A 16,739-nucleotide genomic window follows, 5' to 3' on the forward strand; every position below is an offset into this window, starting at 1 on the left:
GTTACCAGAACGTGGTCGATGCTGACTCATTTTTCCACTAGCTTTACGACTCGACTGATCTACGACGCACGGGGGACGGATGGATTTCGAGGGCGGACATACCCGGAACCTCATGACAATGGCTCGGCGGGCAATGCACAACGATAACGTCGACAAGGGCATGCTCTGCACGGCCGCGATCAGAGTTATCGACAACCCTCCTCGCGATGGCATCTTGCGCAGTCTGGCCGACCACGTATGTCAGGCCGTCTTTGACTGGGCGTGCTTCGACGGCTCCCGGGCACGGCTGGAGGGTGTCGTCGAAAGCTACCGAACTGCCGCTAGCGCGCTCCGAGTTGAGGAACAGTTCAACAAACTGCGCCACTAGCGTTATTGGTCAGTCGGCAGCAGAAGCGGAAGGCCGAAGTGCCCCAACGCATCCACGTCCATGAAGGCCACCACGCGGCCGACACCCTGCGAGACGGGGGTGAGTACATGCAGAGCGTGCAGTCGATGCTGTCCGTCACCGGTCGCCGGGTACAGCGCAACCGCGGGTTGCCCATTGGCCGAAGTGCGTATGACTGGGGTTTTCCCGAAGCCGCGCATGCGCGGACCCAGGAAAGCGCCGATCGCCGCACTGCCCTGAAACCATGTGAGAAACGGTGGCATCTCGTAGAGCGCGTCTTCGGTCAACACCGCGACTAATCCGTCAACGTCGGCGTTTTGGAATGCGGCCACATACCGGTCGAGAAGTTCACGTTGGCGCTCTTCGGATGGCGGTACCAACGGGTCGCTGTCTGCGGGCAGATGCGAGCGGGCTCGCTGCAACGCACTGTTCACCGCCGCCACGCTCAGATCGAGCAGCGCCGCGACTTCCGCTGCGGACCAACCCAATACGTCACGCAGAATCAGCACAGCCCGCTGCCGTGGTGGAAGGTACTGCAGCACAGCGACGAACGCCAGCCGCATGGTTTCGCGTGAAGTCACCACCGCGGCGGGATCGGATGTCGTGCCTGCCAGCAACGAATCTGGTGCGGGCTGCAGCCAAGTCACCTCATCGCCGGGAACGGGGCGCGCGGTGGGGTCGGCGGCAGGCGCATTCAGGTCCGATGGAAGCGGCCGACGTTTTCGGCGCTCGATGGCTTTCACGAATGCCCGGGTTGCGATGGCATACAACCAGGTACGCAGGGACGAGCGGCCTTCGAACCGGTCGTAGGCCCGCCACGCGTCCAAGTAGACGTCCTGCACGACTTCTTCGGCATCGTCGACCGAGCCGAGCATGCGGTAGCCGTAGGCGACTAGCTCACCTCGAAACGGCTCGGCCAGGCGCGCGAAGTCCTCTCCCCCACGATCAATGGTGATGCTCATGACGATCCGGTGCCCCGTACGTGTCGTGCCGCGGTCATTCGTTGATATAGCGCTGCCGGCCCCGCGGGGTCAGATCGAGGAACCGGTAGGTGCTCAGCATGACATCAGCGCCGACACCGTAGGCCGAATAGGTGTGAAAGACGTTGCCGTCATCCTGGACGAAGACGCTGACGCCCTGCCCGTCGGAACCGTTGGTGGCCACGTACTCCAGCCCGTCGCGCACCAGAGTTGCCTTGTTCTTGTAGTTGTATTCGACGGGCGCGATCGACTCGTCGGTGCTGACATGGAAGTCGTAATTGAAATCGCTGCCGTGTGACGAGTACCAGGGCAGCCGGCATCCCATCCGCGACTTGAACTCGCTGAGCCGTGCGCCTTCGTTGAGATGGATCGGATCGGGCATGTTGTCCACCGCGAACGAGCAACTCGGGCAGCCCTCATCGATGTCGTGCAGCCACATGAAGCGCGCCGCCAGCCACTCCTCGCGCGAGGCGGTATGTGTGATTTTCACGTTGACTCCTTTCCTCAGCATTACTGAGGAGCCCACGGCTCGAAACTCATCGCCCGGCCCCGTGATACGAACCGATCAACGCCGCACGCGTCACGACGGGCTTTGTTGCCAAGCGCTGGGCAAGTTCCCGGTGAAATTCGCGATATGCGTCGCAGTCCGCGAACGGGTCAGCGGTGCCGTCGAACGCGACGATATGCATGAATCCGACCGCGTCGTCGAGCACCAGCACGTGGTACTCCAATCCGCCCGGATCTCGGGCCGCCAGTTCGGCAAGCACGTCCTCGATCAGTTCGCGGTTGCGTCGCGCGCCCTGACGCGTCGTGACGTACTGCACCACCACAGCTCTGCGCACCTCCATCACCTCCCGCTATTACAGAGCCCCGGTGGTTACCAAACTCATCGCACGGTGATGCCTGGTCGCGCTAACGGCGATGAGTTTCGGCGACTCGCCGCCTCCATATCGACGACGGCTCGTTTAATGAGCCGCAGACAGCAGAAACCCGCTGGAAATGAGGAGCAGAAATGAAACTCGACGACACCGCACGCCAACTCATCGGTTCCAACCCGGCAACGCTGGTCACGGTCAATCGCGACGGCAGCCCGCAGATAAGCCTCGTTTGGATGGTGGTTCAGAGCACGGCCGACGGCAATGATGAGCTGGTGACCGCTCATCTGTTTGAGCACCAGAAGGTCCGCAACGTTCGGCGTGATCCCCGCGTGGCGGTGACCATCGCGTCGACCGACCGCAGCGGGCCGCAGACACCTTATCTTTCGATCAAGGGCACGGCCCGCGTTGAGGAGGGCGGCGCCCCTGAAATGCTCGACGAGATCGCAACGACGCTCTTCGGTCCTGGCACCGGTTTCCCGCCGCCCGGCTCACCGGACGGATACCGGACTCACATCACGATCGAGAAGGTCGGCGGCGTCGGACCCTGGGCATCCTGACGGCACCTGTCGTCGAGCTGCGCCCAAAGTGTCAGGCGCCCAGCCGATACTGAAGCCATGAGCACACCTCTGGCGGACGTAATGATCACGCTCGGCGCACGCGATCTTCCTAGACTCCGCGAGTTCTACCGCCGGGTCGGCTGGCCGACGATTATCGACGACGGCGAGTTTGTGGCCTTCGAAGTGCGCGGCGTCGTCCTCGCGCTATTTCCCATCGCTGAGCTCGCCCGTGACGGAAACACCGAACCGGACCTGGGCAGTGCAGGGATCCGCTCCACCGTGGGCATCATGGTCGACACAGCCGAAGAGGTCGACGAGCTGACCGAGCACATGCGCGACGCCGGCGCGCACGTGACCAAAGAGCCCGTCGACGCCGAGTTCTTCGCCGGCCGCTCTGCCTACCTTTGCGACCCAGAAGACAACTACTTCGAAATCACCTGGGCCGAGCCGAACAACCCAATCACATTGCGCCGCATGACCCGAGCCTGACTGCTAGCGGGCGGGTAGTCCCGCTGCGGCGCGGATCTGGCGGCGCACTGCTTCAGCATCGACGTCGGGAAAGATATAGTGGCTCAACGCTATTCGTGCGATGGCGCCCGCCATGTCATGCGGGGAAGCGGGAAAAGCGATGTCGGCCTCGTCGGCGCATTGGGTGAGGACCGCCGCCAACACCTCTGTAACCGTGGGCAGTACGCGCGCCATTTCGTCGTTGACGAATCCTGGGTCGAGGTCGACGAGGCTGCGGGGCGGTTGTTCGCGAAGGAAGGCCGCGACGACATCGACTGCCGCCTCGAGCCGTTCCAGGCCCGATACGCCCGAGATGGCCTGCTGCATTGCCACGTTGATTCGCTGGTATTCAAGCTTCCCCAACGCAGTGAGCAAGTCTTCCTTGGTCGGGAAGTAGCGGTAGAGGGTGGGTCGCGAAATCCCGGCAAGCGTCGCCACATCCGTCAACGACAATCTGCGGGCGCCCTGTTGGACTACGAGCCGCCGCGCCGCGGTGAGTATTCGTTCGGACTTATCCCTGCGATCCAACGGGGATTCCCGTACTACGAACTGGCTCATTCGAGGCGACCGAGTTTGCGCAGCCACTGAACGAGCAAGCGCAGCCCGTCGTCGAACGACATCGGCTGATAGTTGAGCCGCCGGCTCGTCAGGTTGTCGCGTGGTCTCGGCGTACGCACTTGCTTCGCTGCGGCTTTGGCGATCGCCATCAACGTGGGGCCGAATTCGGCCGTCAGTGCCTCCGGGTCGGAGCGGTAATCCAGGTCCTCCACACGGTGGTCGATGCCCGCGACCTCGCAGGCGCGATTGATGCCGCCCGCGGTGCTGAAAGTGTCCTCCGGCCGGCCGACCAGCAAGTACCGTTCGCCCGCGACCCCTCGATCAAGGGCAGCGACCGCTCCCGCTGCGACGTCGGCGCCGGCCACCCAGGTCACCGGGAATGCCAGATACCGCTTGATCCGCCCTCGCATGCCGGCCAACAGCACGCGGTTGAAGCTGGTTCGGTGCAAGGCACGCTCGACGACCAGACCAGGACCGTAAATCGCTCCCGGATGGCAGGTAAGCACGTCATCGCCCGCCTCGGCGCGCTTGTGCGCTTCGAGAAATGCCGCGAGTTTGGTGACGGTGTAGGGGTCGTTTGGTTGATTCTCGAGGACGGGTGCCTCCTCGAACGGTAGCCCCTTGCCCAGGTTGAGAAACGTGGCTGTGCTCAGCGCGACCACCCGACGAAAATCCAGCGTCTTTGCCGCATTCAGGACGTTCGTCGTGCCAATCGTGTTGACCGCCTTGAAGTCTTCCAAGTCTTGACTTGCACCCCCAAGCAGCGCCGCGCAGTGAATCGCGGCCTCGGCTCCCTTCGCCGCGCGACGGACATCGTCGGCATCGGAAACATCTCCCTTGACCAGCTCGACACCGATCTCGGCGAGCGCGGCGGCCTCGTCGGGGTTGCGTACCAGTGCGCGCACGTGGTCACCCCGCTCGACCAGCTGTTCGCAAACGTTGGACCCGGTCTGACCGGTGGCACCGGTCACGAAGATGGTGCTGGGCACGATAGGCCACCCTTGTTTTCTTACGTTCATAACACAAAACGTAAAGAAAGTAACACGTTACCTGCGTTTGTTCTAGGGTTTCTGCATGCCTATCGATACCTCGAAGATTCTCTTGACCGACCAGGTTGCGGTTGTCACCGGCGGCGGAGCAGGTATTGGCCGCGGTGTCGCGGCAGGTCTCAAAGCGTTCGGCGCCTCGGTCGCGATCTGGGAACGCAATCCCGAGTCGTGCGCCGCCGCGGCAGCGGAGGTCGGCGCCTTAGGTATCACCACCGATGTCCGCGACAGCACACAGGTCGACGCCGCGCTAGCCCGCACCGTCGCCGAACTCGGGCCGGTGACCATCCTGGTGAACAACGCCGGCGGGGTGTTCCACTCCTCGATCCTGGAAACCACCGAGAACGGCTGGGATGCCCTGTACCGGGCCAACCTTCGCCACGTGTACCTATGCACCCAACGGGTAGCGCGTGGAATCGTCGAGGAGAAACTGTCCGGCAGCATCATCAACGTGACCTCGATCGAAGGCATCAGGGCCGCACCGGGTTTCGCGACGTACGCGGCGGCCAAGGCCGGAGTCATCAACTACACCAAGACTGCCGCCCTTGAGCTCGCGCCGCACGGCATCCGGATCAATGCCCTGGCGCCCGATATCACGCTGACCGAAGGGATAGCTGCGATCGCGCCGCCGGACTCCGACCAACAATTCGGCCTCGTTGTACCCATGGGGCGGGCGGGCCACGTCGATGAAATGGCTTGCGCTGCAGTCTTCCTGGCGTCCGATATGGCCAGCTATATCACCGGCCAAACCATCCACGTGGACGGTGGAACCCAGGCGTCGTGTGGCTGGTACCACCACCCGACCACCGGTGAGTACGTTCTCGGCCCGACGCGGTGACTTCAGTCCGTTTTTGCCGCCACGTGGGTCGACATACCACCGTCGATGCAGATCATCTGACCGGTGATGTAACGCGATTCGTCGGACGCCAGGAACACTACGAGATCTGCGACATCCTCGGGCCGTCCTGGGTAAGGCGTCAGGGTGGCGTTCCCCAGGCTTACCAGTATGTCTTCCGAGAGATGCTTCTTGACTGCATCGGTCAGGATCAGGCCCGGCACAATGGTATTCGCTCGCACACCCTGCTTGCCGTGACTGGTCGCAACATACATCGTCAGCGCGTTTACCCCGGCCTTGGCGACGGCATACGCGACGCGGGTACGGTCACCCGACAGTGCCGCCCCCGACGACATGTTGATGATCGACCCCCCACCGGTATGGACCATCGCCGGGATGGCGTGCTTGCACATCAACATTTGCGAGCTGAGGTTGACCGCGACCGAGCGCTCCCACACGTCGAGCGTCATTTCCGTCACTGTGGTGTCGCGGGCGAGAAAATCGGAAGCCGTCAGGGCAGCGTTGTTGTGCAGAATGTCCAGCCGGCCAAACCGGGCGAGCGTGGACTGCACTGCCGCCTCGGTTGCGGCCTCGACCGACAGGTCGCCGCCGAGGCCAATGGCGTGGCCTCCGGATGCGACGACTTCATCGGCGACCTGGGCTGCCTTGTTCTCGTCGATGTCGACGACCGCAACCGAAGCGCCCTCGCCCGCCAGGGCCCGCACAGTTGCCGCGCCGATACCCCCGGCGCCACCCGTCACAATTGCTACCTTGCCGACCAAACGAGACACCTGCGCCGCCTCCCTCGCTAGTTGGGCCGCCGCCAATCGCACAACTGCCGCCGAACAAACCTGAACGACGTTACGGTCAAGGTATGCCACGTATCGCACCGATCCCGATGGATCAGCTCAGTGAGCAATCGCGCGAAATAGTCGAGGGCGGCGTAGCCGATGGGCTATACGCCACACCAGTGCCGCTGCAGATCTTCGCCTATCGCAGTGCCCAACTCGCCCAGGTGAACATGGCGCGCACCTACCTGGGGGCTGACTCGCTGCTTGGCGGTCGAATCTTGGAGCTGCTCCGGATTCGCAGTGCGCAACTCGGCGAATGCGAGCCCTGCAGTCAATCGCGTAAGCACGATTCGATCACTGACGAGGACGTTGCCTGTCTTCTCGCGCCGGGCCATGGCACGCTCACGCCGCAGGAGCAGATCGCGATCGAATTCCTTGATCTGCTCTCGGCGGATCACCACGCGATTGACGACGAGTTCTATCGGCGCCTCGGCGAGCACTTCACCGCGGCTCAGATCGTGGAGCTTGGCTTCACCTGCGCGTCGGCGATGGGACTACACCGCTTCATTCATACCCTGAACATCTACGGCGACTCAGCTCCGGTCATCCAGTACTCCCCCGACCAGATCGACCGCGCCGTCTGACGGCTGCTCGGCCAACCATTGCGGCAAGTCCTGCACATCGCCAATGAGCTCTCGGGTGCGCGTGAAATCTGCTTGATAGGCAGGCAGGCGGGCCAACCAACGGAACATCATCTTGAGGTCGTGGTCGTCACCCAGGACATCAAGGGGCAGTTGCACGTATGTGGCGGGCAAGCCGAGCCGTTGGGCGATCCGCTCGGCGACCTGCTCACCGGTCAGCTCGTCACCGGCGATCTCCACCGGCGCCACCGCAGGGTCGCCCTTTGCCAAGATGGTTGCCGCCACCCGGCCGACGTCCCGCACCGAAATCATCTGCACCGCAACATCGCCAGGCAAGGGCATCGCGAGGGCGACACGATCCTCGTCGCGCCGGATCATCATGCGCAGCGTCTCCATAAAGAACGTTGGCCGCACAAAGGTCGCCGGAACGGACTCGAGTAGACGTTGCTCAATGTGACGCTTGCTTTCGAAATGCGGCACACCGTTGGCACGTTCGACACCGCCGACAGAGCTGTAAACCAGGAACGGCAACCCGGCGTCGGCGGCGGCCGTCGCGATCACCCGCCCGTGGGTGACCTCGCGCTTCGGACCGTCCGGCCCGTCGTGGGTCGTCATCGCGAACGCCGCCGCAGCACCGTCAAACGCCGCCTGCACCGAGTCGGCGTCTTCAAGGTCTGCGTAGGCGACCTCGACTCCGCGCTTTGCGAGCGTACGAGCCCTGTCGCCGTTGGGATTTCGAGTGACTGCGCGAATCGGGACTGCAAGGTTCAGAAGGGCGTTGACGACAGCGCCGCCTTGCTGGCCCGTCGCGCCCATCACTGTGATCGGTCTTTCCCGCGGTGATTCGCTAGGCATTTCGTTGAGCCTCCTGCGCTACCCCGAACATCGCTTGGTGTTGGCGAATGAACGCCTCGAACGATTGCGGTGGGGCGCCGCCGATCGTTTCGACGACATCGGTCAGCGCGTCGAATTCACCGTTCTGGTAGCTCACGGCCACAGCCGAGAGGTGCTCGATCAAGTAAGGCGACATGCTGTCGAGCTTGGATAGGGCCTGCCGCCAGTGCTCGACGGGGAGGTCCACGTACTCCACCGATCGGCCCAGTACGCGGGTTAATTCGCGCGCCTGCTGGGTCATCGACAACGACACCGGGCCGGTGGGCACATAGGTCTTACCGGTGTGCTTGCCAGGATTGGTCAGGATGCCCACTGCCACCCGGGCGATGTCTGCTCCCGCGACGGGAGCGTGCCGTCCTTGGCCATAGGGGAGGTACATCTTGCCTTCGGTCGCAATGGTGGCGGCGGAGATGACCAGATTCTCCAGAAAGAACGGCGGTCGCAGATGTGTGGCGTCGATCCCCGACCAGTCGAGCACCCGCTCGGACAGCCAATGTTGGCGTGCGGCCGGGCTCGCGTGATCCGGGCGAGCCGTGATCTGGGACATGTTGACCAACGACTGCAAACCCGTGTGCTTTCCCGCAGCGGCGAAGGTGGCTGTCGCTTCGAGAAGGCCTTCGGCGATCGGGTACGTGAAGTACGCACGTTGCACTCCATCCAGCGCAGCGCGCACGGCCTCGTAGTCGCGAATATCGCCGACAGCGATTTCCGCGCCCAGGCCCCGCAGCTCGTCGGCGCGTCGATCAACCCGGCGGACAAATGCCCGAACCGGGAGTCCCCGCGCGAGCAGCTGGCGCGCCACATGGTTGCCCGTGGCCCCATGACTTCCACCAGCGCCGACGATCAAGAAACGTGTCAAACCGGCCTGCGTCATCTCCACTCTCCTCAAAGCGAAAGCAATCTGTACGCCATATAGAGGAGGCACGATCCTCAAACTCATCGGCTACCGGGGGCCTCAAGACGGCGCACACCGGCCCTGCGTAGTCGTTGGACGCCATTCCATTGATGAACGGGTCGACAACCGCGGCGCTGAAGTCAGGGTCCAGCGGACCGCCAACGCAACCAACAATTCGTCAATCGTCGACGACCTCGGTCACGGACCCTCCCGCACGACGATGCGGAGACCGGCGTCGATAGCGTCGAGATCAAGAAGGTCTCGATGACGGGTCTGCCAAGCGCCACTGTCGAGATCCCGGCGTAGCCGCTCAAGTCCGGGTTCAAGGTCCTTCGCGGGGAGTCGCGCTAGGCCTGAGATGCAACTACGCACATCGGGGTCAAGGTAGGCGGCCGGTCGACGCCAGTAGGCCGGTCCGAAGCCGTCCGAGCAATCGTGCGGCACAAGAACAGTCTCCACTCGATCGGCGCCGATGACATCTGCCACTTGCGCGATAGGCAATTCGGATGCGGCCGAGGCGCTAGCGGCTGCTGGGAAGTACTCCTGCCAGAGCCAAAACGCGCTGTGGATAGCCGGTTCGTAAGCAAACAGAACGACTCGCCCAGCAACGCGGACAACTTCGCGCAATCCCGCCACAGGATCCGACCAATGGTGAATCGTCAAGATCCCCATGGCCGCAACGAAGCTCTGGTCGTCAAACGGTAGGTGCTCAGCGGCCGCTCTGATGCAAGTGGCGGCATCTCGCTCCCGTTGCTTGACCATCTGCTGCGAGGGCTCCACAGCCACGACGAAGCGATCGGTGGGCTCATAGGAGCCCGTACCGGCGCCGACGTTAACCACGGTGCGAGCATCGCCAAGAGCAGACGTGAGCCGGGCCGCGATGCGCAGGTCTGGTCGGCGAAAACGCTTATACCCCACACCAATACGGTCATACGAGGCATCGGTAGGCGAACCGTTCACGCCTGACCCCTCTCCGCGAAGGGCCGGACCAGGAGGCTTCCGCGAGAAGAAGTCGTAGGCCAGGCCTGTTAGTCAAACAATCAGCAGCTATTCCATTCGGGACGGGTGATTCATTGCTTCGCTCGCTAACTCACCCATCGTGATGACGCCGCGGACGATCTGTGCGGCAAGCACTTCGGTGTCGGTGTCGAGTTGTTCGGAAAGGTTCGCGGTCAGCGCGAGGGTGGCGAATCCATGCGATATCGACCAACCGGCCAGCACCAAGTCGCGGACATCCTCATCGGTTACGGCTCCCGAGCGATGAGCCACGAGGCTGGCCCTGGCGCTGCCATAGAGAACGTCAAAGGCCGCATTCTTGGCCACCACTAGATCTGGGTCGTCGCCGCGGTAAAGGTAGGGGCGAAACATCACCTCGAAATAGCCGCGGTGGGCCAGCGCAAACGCGATGTACGTTTGGCCACCGCGCACGAATAGATCGGGTCCGGTCGCGGCGGAGCCGATCATCTCCGCGGCAAGACGAAATCCCTCGGCGGCGACCGCCGTGAAGATTCCCTTCTTGTCGCCGAACCGGTAGGCCAATGCCGCATGCGACACCCCGGCCCGCCGAGCAATGCGACGCATGCTTACCGCAGCGACGCCAACGGTCTCGACTTCTTCGACGGCCCCGTCGATGCCCGCACGCTCGAGTTGCCCGTGGTGGTAGGGCTTCGCGGGATCGGTCGCCATGGTGGCTCAGCCTACCGAAGTATCTGACCATTGATAAGTTCCGGGCCATGCGGCAAACTTGCCAATGGTAGATAACTATCCATTGGTAAGAATGCCTGTTAGGAGCGCCCGTGGACGATCACGCCCCAGCGACCATCGCTGCCGAATCTTCAAGTACGCCGCGTGTGGCGCGGTGGGCCGGCGTGTTGGGAGTCGTCATCCCAGCGGTCGGAATCGCCGTCTATCCGATCTGGTCGTGCCCGGCGACCGCGACGTCGGGCGCCGAAGTCGCACGCTGGGCCGCGGCCCACCACGACCGGTTGGTCGCGACGCAGGTGCTCTACACCGTTGGCGTCGCGTGCTGGTTCGTCTTTAGTGCCGCGGTGTGGACGTACCTTCGTCATCGACTTCCGGCGGGGTCGACTTTGGCGGCAGTCTTTGCCGTTGGCTTCGTCGGAGTCGTGACCCTGATACTCAGCGGGTTCACCGCGTTCAATCTCCTGCTGTACCGACCGCGTGGCGCCGAGCTAACGACGCTTCTCTACGACCTCACCGTCGGATTGTTGGCGATGTCAGGGATACCGACGGCCGTAGCGTTGGGGTCGTTCGCCATTGCGGTGTACCGCTATCGGGTGCTGCCACGGCCTACCGCTCACCTTGCGGTCGTTGCCGCCACCGCTCACGTGGTGCTTCTCGCCGCGTTCATCGCACCCGATGGCCCCCTATCGCTCGAGGGTTTCTTGGTCATCTGGGGCATCCCGTTCCTGCTGTTTGCCTGGATCATGCAAACCGCACAAGCGATGCGGCGGGAGGCTCAGTGACGGGTCGGCAGACCGATGGGACATGCTTGACCGATGGAGCAATACCGCCGCAATGGCCTGACCTTCGATGTTCGCGATGCCGGTCCAGCTGATGGACCTGTCGTAGTGCTGCTGCACGGCTTCCCGCAACACAACGACAGCTGGGACGCCGTCATTGACAGGCTCACCGCACAGGGCTACCGCTGCCTAGCGCCCAACCAACGGGGCTATTCATCGGGCGCTCGACCATTGCGTCGGCGCGACTACCGCATGCCCGAACTCGTCGCCGATATCGGCGCATTGATCGATGCCAGCGGCGCGCAACGAGTGCACCTCGTCGGACACGACTGGGGCGCCGCGGTTGCGTGGGCCACCGCGGCGGAAATGCCTGAGCGGCTGGCAACCGTGTCGCCGGTTTCGGTGCCGCATCCCGCCGCATTCATCAAATCGTTCATCACCAGTCGCCAGGGTCTGGCGTCTTGGTACATGTACTTCTTTCAGTTGCCGCGGATACCAGAATGGCTGCTCTTGCGCCGCAACGGCGCGCTAGTCTCCGAGTCCCTTCGGCGAAGCGGACAGACGCCCGCCGCTGCCGAGAGGGATGCGCAGGCGATAAGCGAACCCGGAGCTCTGACGGCTGCCCTCAATTGGTACCGCGCGATTCCGCTGTCCAATCCGCGTGCGAACAATCAAAAGATCTCTGTGCCAACGATGTACGTCTACAGCGACCAAGACGTTGCGTTGCTCCCCAAAGCGGCCCATGACACCGCCCGATACGTCAGCGGCGAATACCGGTTCGAGATATTGCCCGGAGTCTCGCACTGGATACCCGACGAACAACCCGACAAGCTAGCCGAGCTGCTGCTCGACTGGATCGGCGCCCACCCAGCGGCCTAGCGTACGGGCAGGCATTGCCCAGGTGTCCGCACGTTACTGTGCTCTAGTCGGCCACAGCGAACAAGCCGACAGAAAAGTTGAGTACATCCATGACCGCAGCAGCAGCAGAAGCGTCAGCGCTCGAATCGCGGGTCGGCCACTACTACCAGATGGACGGCACGTATCTGGTCGGCCGCGAAAAGGTCCGCGAGTATGCCCGCGCGGTGCAGGACTACCACCCTGCGCACTGGGACGTCGCCGCCGCCGCGGAGCTGGGTTACTCGGACGTGGTGGCGCCGCTGACATTTACGTCGACCCCGGGCATGACCTGCAATCGCCACATGTTCGAACAGGTGGTCGTCGGTTACGACACCTACATGCAGACCGAAGAAGTCTTCGAGCAGCACCGCCCGATCGTTGCCGGCGATGAGCTGTACGTCGACGTCGAACTGACCTCGGTGCGCAGAATTGCCGGCAGAGATCTCATCACCGTGACCAACACCTTCACCGACACTGCCGGCGAACGCGTGCACACTCTGCACACCACCGTCGTCGGTCTCACCAACGAGGACGTCGATCCGGCGATCAAGACGGCTGTGCAGAAAATGATGATGCACGACGTGGACATCTTCGGAATCGGTGAATCCGAGTACCACAAGACGGTGCGCCCCGAGGGCGAGGTCCGGATCGCCGAAGGCGGCACTACCCGTACGCCGGGGACGCCGAACTTTGATGACATGAAGGTCGGGGACGAGTTAGCAGCGCACCACACCCGGCTGTCCCGCGGCGACCTTGTCAACTACGCCGGCGTGGCCGGTGATGCCAACCCGATTCACTGGGATGAGGACATTGCCAAGCTGGCCACCCTGCCCGACGTGATCGCCCACGGAATGCTCACGATGGGTTTGGGTGCCGGATTCGCCTCCGCATGGTCGGGCGACCCCGGTGCGGTTACCCGCTATGCGGTGCGGTTGTCGGCGCCCGCGATCGTGTCGGCCAAAGAGGGCGCAGACATCGAATTCACCGGCCGCGTCAAGTCGCTGGACCCGGCGACCCGCAGTGGTGTCATCATCGTCGGCGCGAAGTCCGATGGCAAGAAGATCTTCGGCCTGGCGACGTTGAACATCCGCTTCCGCTGACCGGCGACCGACTTGCTCGTCTCTCGTGCGGGTGTTGCTGTCACGCCGCCGGCGTGTGATCGATGGGATTTGCGGCAAACCTGGTGGAAAGAGCGACATTTCGTTCGAGTTCTGCGAAGGCGCCGTTCGGGTGTCGATGGGCTTCGTCGAGAAAGATCAAGGGCATCTGCTTGACGAAGTCGAGGCGGGGGTAAGCGGAGACGATCGCGGAAAGCGATTCGGGGTTCAGCTCGTCGCTGCCAAGCCCCGCAACATCGACCGCCGCGCCTGCTTGTAGGAGACGATGGACCGGAACCTCTTCGACGACAAGATTCGCGTGTCGCAAGATCGCTTGCTCTACGAGCCGGATCCGTTCGAGCGGCCATCCGCGCTGTTCCAGGAATGCACATGCCAGCTCAGCGCCGCTACGCGTGAACTCCCGCTCGGTTTTGTGTTCGTCGGTCAACCCGAGGTCGTGCAGCATCGAGGCGACGAACGCAGCCTCGTCGTCGACATCGCCGGCGGGCACCAGGCATCGGCCGAACAGAAATGTCCGATAACTGTGGTTGAGCAGGTACGGGGGTGCCGCGACCGCGGCGAGGTCGGCGGCCGCTGCGGCCGCGGCTGTTTCCGGGATTGCGGGGATCATTAGAGCTCCGTTGTGATGGATGGGTGGATTGAACACGATCGTCGCGCCGGGCGATCATGACCACAAGGTCAGACCCCCCTCAGATTCGGACATGAGCGGCGTGCCTTGGCGCCATCATCCTCGCCTGCGTTTGCACGACCTCGGGCCTAGAACTGCCGAAGATCTTCGGCCTGGCGACGTTGAACATCCGCTTCCGCTGACCGGCGGTCGAGTTGCTCACGGCATTCAGGTGAGCCGGGATTCCAACACGGCGAGTCCGGGGCCGCTCAGACGGTCGAATGCGACGGTGCGTCCGCATATCGCCAGCATCACTGCCGCGCCCGGCCCCCGAATCGGATCGCCACGGCCCCATGTTCGACCGGTGTCGTCGTCGTGCAGCGCGATACCGCGCAGGCGTCGCTGCGGAAAGAAGCCGAGTTGCGTTGGGCCCGTGAGGAAATCGAGCACCCGGGCGACGTGGTGTGGATCTGGCCGATGCGGAAGTCCCAGGGGGATCCGCATGTCCGCACCATGCACCAACACGTCAGTCAGCCCGCATACCGGACCCGTCACCGGCGGACTCAATCTGTAGTCAGCGTGGCGGCGCAGCATTTCGGCGATCTCCGCGGCCGGCGCTTGCGCCCGGCGACGGGCGAGTGCGTCGATCCCGCGATTGATGCTGCCGTGGCGAAGGCCGCTGGCCATAAAGCCCCAGAATCCGTCGGCGAAGTCGCTGACCAGATGTGCGGCAACCGTTTTGACGTCCCAACCAGCGCACAGGCTTGGGGTGGCCAATTGGTTGGTGTCAAGACCGTCGATGAACGTAGCGATCGACCTCCGCTGGTCTGCCACCGCCGCGAATACTTGTTCGCGTTCTATAGCGCTGAGCCGCACGGATGCAGAATATCGGGACGGGCACCTTCAAGCCACACTCCAGAAGCCGCGCAGGTACACAGTACAATTTCTACTGCGGCTCGCTCAACAGATTTTGATGTCGCCGGGCGTCTAGGTGCAAGGATATTGCCGGTTGAGCAGACAATTCGACGGCGGCGAGTAGGAACCGGTCAGCACACCTCTAAAACCACCTGTGGCTGAACCGCCAGGCGCAATGCTGCGATTCCAATTCGCGGGGCTGAGAACATAGTGCGTGCCTGTTTGTGCAACGGTGCTATTCCATGTGTGCGAGACGGATTGTCCCACTGGCATGTCGAATTCAAGCTTCCAATCGGTTAGCTGCACGGTGCTCGAGTTGGTGATGCTGAAGTGGGCGATGAAACCGGTCTGCCACGTATGTGACACTGACAACGTCGCCGTGGCCGCGGCTGCATGGGCTACTGGGTTGATGGCGAGTCCGAGGATGGCAACTATCAATGCCACGGTTACGTGAAGCGCTGTGCGCCAGCGCTTCACGTAATTGTCCAGTCCTGCCATAGCAGCCAACACTAACGCCAAACAGGCGAATACCGGCCCTCGCATCGCGGGTAAGCTGCAGTACCTTTGCTGAACTGAAACCGTCGCGAAATGTTTGCCTCGATTCACCCTGAACCATGTATTGGCGGCTGTTGGCGCCTACTGCGTTGGGGTGGGTCGGGTGCGCAGCCGGATGACGGGGAGTTCGCGGTCGGTTTTCTGCTCGTATTTCGCGAAACGGTCTGCCGCGCTGGTGATGTGGCGCCAGGCATGCTGGCGGGCGGTGCCGTGCAACTGCTCGGCACTGACCTCGATGGTGCGACCGGCGATCTGGATCTGCACGGTGTCGGGGTGGGCGGCGAGGTTGTAGTACCAGGCTGGGTTCTTTGCCGCCCCGTTCGCAGACGCGACGATCAGCCAGCTGTCGGCGCCGTCAGGGAAGTAGGCGACCGGGGTGTGGCGTGGGGTGCCGCTCTTGGCGCCGACGGTGCTCAGGACCAATGCCTGCATGCCCATCACCTTCTCGGCGTTGCCGCGGATCCGATTCATGTTCCAGCGGTTCATCCAGGCCATCAGCTTCCCGCCGGGCTGGCGGGCACCGCGGGTGCCGTGCGGGGTGTCAAAGCTCATCAGATCTCTCTCCTTCTCCTCGATTGGTTGACGGTCAGCGGCGCCGGAGCCGGTGCCGCTGACCAGTTCTCACAGGCTGGTGCTGCGGGCCCGCGGGGTGTTCAGGGTCGTAGCGGGCCGCGGAGTCGCGCGGTCTCGTGGCGGTGTTGGCGTACTCCGATGAGGCGGTAGGCGAGTCGGGCAGGTGCGGGTACGGCAGCGAGGAAGTCGGTTCGTTCCCGGGGGGTGGCGTCTTCGAGGAGGTAGCCCAGCACGATCAGTCGGCGTGTCAGGGGTATCGACACCAGTCCCCGTTCGCCTACCTCGTGGTATTCGGCCGCGGTGATCACGCGTTCGACGATCGGCAGGATCTCCGCTTCTTCCTCATCGAAGTGCTCGTCGAGTCCGTTCGAGATCTGCTCCAAGAGCGCGGTCAGTGGTGTGCTGGTGTGTGCGTTTGGCGCGTCCTGCCACGCGGGCAGCACGGTCGCGGCGTGCTCGAGCAGCACCGCGAGGCCGTGATGCTGGCTGTCCATGCGCGCGAGCAGATCGGTGTGGAATCGGGTCCGGGCCGACAGTCTCGGCCACAGCAGTTCGTCCTCGCCCAGGTGGTGGTGATGGAGCATGTCGAGGACTTCGCGGGCGTGCCTGGCGACGGTGCGGGCC

Annotated in this window: 23 protein-coding genes; 8 read left to right on the plus strand and 15 right to left on the minus strand. The window is 63.3% G+C overall.

Features of this window, described 5'->3' with window-relative positions; all coding sequences use genetic code 11:
- Positions 1-112 precede the first annotated feature (112 nt).
- Positions 113-367, plus strand: a complete 255-nt coding sequence (locus tag WB785_RS12850) for a hypothetical protein (protein WP_424079657.1) — start codon at positions 113-115, stop codon at positions 365-367.
- Between the two features lie 2 nt (positions 368-369).
- On the opposite strand, the gene WB785_RS12855 is transcribed toward WB785_RS12850, so the two are convergent.
- From WB785_RS12855 to WB785_RS12865, 3 genes are read right to left on the minus strand one after another with little or no spacing between them, the layout of a single operon-like run.
- A complete protein-coding gene (locus WB785_RS12855; protein ID WP_424079659.1) occupies positions 370-1,347 on the minus strand; it encodes a sigma-70 family RNA polymerase sigma factor in 978 nt (325 codons plus the stop codon).
- Between the two features lie 34 nt (positions 1,348-1,381).
- Positions 1,382-1,855 carry a DUF899 family protein gene (locus tag WB785_RS12860; protein WP_424079660.1) on the minus strand — a complete coding sequence of 158 codons (474 nt, stop codon included), beginning with the start codon at positions 1,853-1,855 and terminating at the stop codon, positions 1,382-1,384.
- 46 nt (positions 1,856-1,901) lie between these two features.
- The gene (locus WB785_RS12865; RefSeq protein ID WP_424079662.1) at positions 1,902-2,207 is read right to left on the minus strand and encodes a hypothetical protein; all 306 of its coding nucleotides are present in this window, start codon (positions 2,205-2,207) and stop codon (positions 1,902-1,904) included.
- Between the two features lie 170 nt (positions 2,208-2,377).
- On the opposite strand from WB785_RS12865, the gene WB785_RS12870 reads away from it, so the two are divergent.
- A complete protein-coding gene (locus WB785_RS12870) occupies positions 2,378-2,800 on the plus strand; it encodes a TIGR03618 family F420-dependent PPOX class oxidoreductase (protein WP_424079664.1) in 423 nt (140 codons plus the stop codon).
- 57 nt (positions 2,801-2,857) lie between these two features.
- The gene (locus WB785_RS12875; RefSeq protein WP_424079666.1) at positions 2,858-3,289 is read left to right on the plus strand and encodes a VOC family protein; all 432 of its coding nucleotides are present in this window, start codon (positions 2,858-2,860) and stop codon (positions 3,287-3,289) included.
- A gap of 3 nt (positions 3,290-3,292) precedes the next feature.
- Here WB785_RS12875 and WB785_RS12880 read toward each other — a convergent pair whose 3' ends face one another.
- Together WB785_RS12880 and WB785_RS12885 are read right to left on the minus strand one after the other, a co-directional pair.
- Positions 3,293-3,865 (minus strand): TetR/AcrR family transcriptional regulator, encoded by a 573-nt coding sequence (locus WB785_RS12880; protein ID WP_424079668.1) that lies wholly within the window; start codon positions 3,863-3,865, stop codon positions 3,293-3,295.
- Entirely contained in the window at positions 3,862-4,854 is a 993-nt protein-coding gene (locus tag WB785_RS12885; RefSeq protein ID WP_424079670.1) for an NAD-dependent epimerase/dehydratase family protein, read from the minus strand. Before WB785_RS12885 ends, WB785_RS12880 begins: the two co-directional genes overlap by 4 nt.
- An 85-nt stretch (positions 4,855-4,939) precedes the next feature.
- Between WB785_RS12885 and WB785_RS12890 the strand changes: the two genes are divergently transcribed.
- Positions 4,940-5,749: an SDR family NAD(P)-dependent oxidoreductase gene (locus tag WB785_RS12890; RefSeq protein WP_424079671.1), complete on the plus strand. Its 810-nt coding sequence runs from the start codon at positions 4,940-4,942 to the stop codon at positions 5,747-5,749.
- 2 nt (positions 5,750-5,751) lie between these two features.
- Here the strand turns inward: WB785_RS12890 and WB785_RS12895 are convergent, their stop codons facing one another.
- Positions 5,752-6,507 carry an SDR family NAD(P)-dependent oxidoreductase gene (locus WB785_RS12895; protein ID WP_424079674.1) on the minus strand — a complete coding sequence of 252 codons (756 nt, stop codon included), beginning with the start codon at positions 6,505-6,507 and terminating at the stop codon, positions 5,752-5,754.
- Between the two features lie 113 nt (positions 6,508-6,620).
- Here WB785_RS12895 and WB785_RS12900 point away from each other — a divergent pair, with 113 nt between their 5' ends.
- Positions 6,621-7,181, plus strand: coding sequence for a carboxymuconolactone decarboxylase family protein (locus tag WB785_RS12900; protein ID WP_424079676.1), 561 nt, complete (start codon positions 6,621-6,623; stop codon positions 7,179-7,181).
- Here WB785_RS12900 and WB785_RS12905 read toward each other — a convergent pair.
- The 4 genes from WB785_RS12905 to WB785_RS12920 all read right to left on the minus strand — a co-directional run bounded on the left by WB785_RS12905 (position 7,131) and on the right by WB785_RS12920 (position 10,653).
- A complete protein-coding gene (locus WB785_RS12905; protein WP_424079678.1) occupies positions 7,131-8,033 on the minus strand; it encodes an NmrA/HSCARG family protein in 903 nt (300 codons plus the stop codon). The two genes, WB785_RS12900 and WB785_RS12905, sit on opposite strands and share 51 nt — an antisense overlap.
- Positions 8,026-8,946, minus strand: coding sequence for an NAD(P)H-binding protein (locus tag WB785_RS12910; protein ID WP_424079680.1), 921 nt, complete (start codon positions 8,944-8,946; stop codon positions 8,026-8,028). Before WB785_RS12910 ends, WB785_RS12905 begins: the two co-directional genes overlap by 8 nt.
- 219 nt (positions 8,947-9,165) lie before the next feature.
- Positions 9,166-9,927, minus strand: a complete 762-nt coding sequence (locus tag WB785_RS12915; protein ID WP_424079682.1) for a class I SAM-dependent methyltransferase — start codon at positions 9,925-9,927, stop codon at positions 9,166-9,168.
- A gap of 87 nt (positions 9,928-10,014) precedes the next feature.
- Entirely contained in the window at positions 10,015-10,653 is a 639-nt protein-coding gene (locus tag WB785_RS12920) for a TetR/AcrR family transcriptional regulator (RefSeq protein ID WP_424079684.1), read from the minus strand.
- 110 nt (positions 10,654-10,763) lie between these two features.
- Between WB785_RS12920 and WB785_RS12925 the strand changes: the two genes are divergently transcribed.
- From WB785_RS12925 to WB785_RS12935, 3 genes are all read left to right on the plus strand, one after another.
- Entirely contained in the window at positions 10,764-11,453 is a 690-nt protein-coding gene (locus tag WB785_RS12925; RefSeq protein ID WP_424079685.1) for a hypothetical protein, read from the plus strand.
- A gap of 33 nt (positions 11,454-11,486) precedes the next feature.
- On the plus strand, positions 11,487-12,329 hold the full coding sequence (locus tag WB785_RS12930; RefSeq protein ID WP_424079687.1) for an alpha/beta fold hydrolase: 843 nt from the start codon (positions 11,487-11,489) through the stop codon (positions 12,327-12,329).
- Between the two features lie 89 nt (positions 12,330-12,418).
- Positions 12,419-13,447 carry a fused (3R)-hydroxyacyl-ACP dehydratase subunits HadA/HadB gene (locus tag WB785_RS12935; RefSeq protein ID WP_424079689.1) on the plus strand — a complete coding sequence of 343 codons (1,029 nt, stop codon included), beginning with the start codon at positions 12,419-12,421 and terminating at the stop codon, positions 13,445-13,447.
- A gap of 40 nt (positions 13,448-13,487) precedes the next feature.
- On the opposite strand, the gene WB785_RS12940 is transcribed toward WB785_RS12935, so the two are convergent.
- The 5 genes from WB785_RS12940 to WB785_RS12960 form a co-directional block, all read right to left on the minus strand.
- Positions 13,488-14,075, minus strand: coding sequence for an HD domain-containing protein (locus WB785_RS12940; RefSeq protein ID WP_424079691.1), 588 nt, complete (start codon positions 14,073-14,075; stop codon positions 13,488-13,490).
- A gap of 225 nt (positions 14,076-14,300) precedes the next feature.
- The gene (locus WB785_RS12945; RefSeq protein ID WP_424079702.1) at positions 14,301-14,933 is read right to left on the minus strand and encodes a maleylpyruvate isomerase family mycothiol-dependent enzyme; all 633 of its coding nucleotides are present in this window, start codon (positions 14,931-14,933) and stop codon (positions 14,301-14,303) included.
- Positions 14,934-15,059: 126 nt separating this feature from the next.
- Positions 15,060-15,485 (minus strand): cellulose-binding domain-containing protein, encoded by a 426-nt coding sequence (locus WB785_RS12950; RefSeq protein ID WP_424079692.1) that lies wholly within the window; start codon positions 15,483-15,485, stop codon positions 15,060-15,062.
- A gap of 138 nt (positions 15,486-15,623) precedes the next feature.
- Entirely contained in the window at positions 15,624-16,094 is a 471-nt protein-coding gene (locus WB785_RS12955; RefSeq protein ID WP_424079693.1) for a nitroreductase/quinone reductase family protein, read from the minus strand.
- Positions 16,095-16,195: 101 nt separating this feature from the next.
- The coding region (locus tag WB785_RS12960; protein ID WP_424079695.1) for a hemerythrin domain-containing protein at positions 16,196-16,739 on the minus strand (544 nt) is incomplete at its 5' end.

The organism is Mycobacterium sp. (assembly GCF_049585075.1).
Lineage (GTDB): Bacteria > Actinomycetota > Actinomycetes > Mycobacteriales > Mycobacteriaceae > Mycobacterium.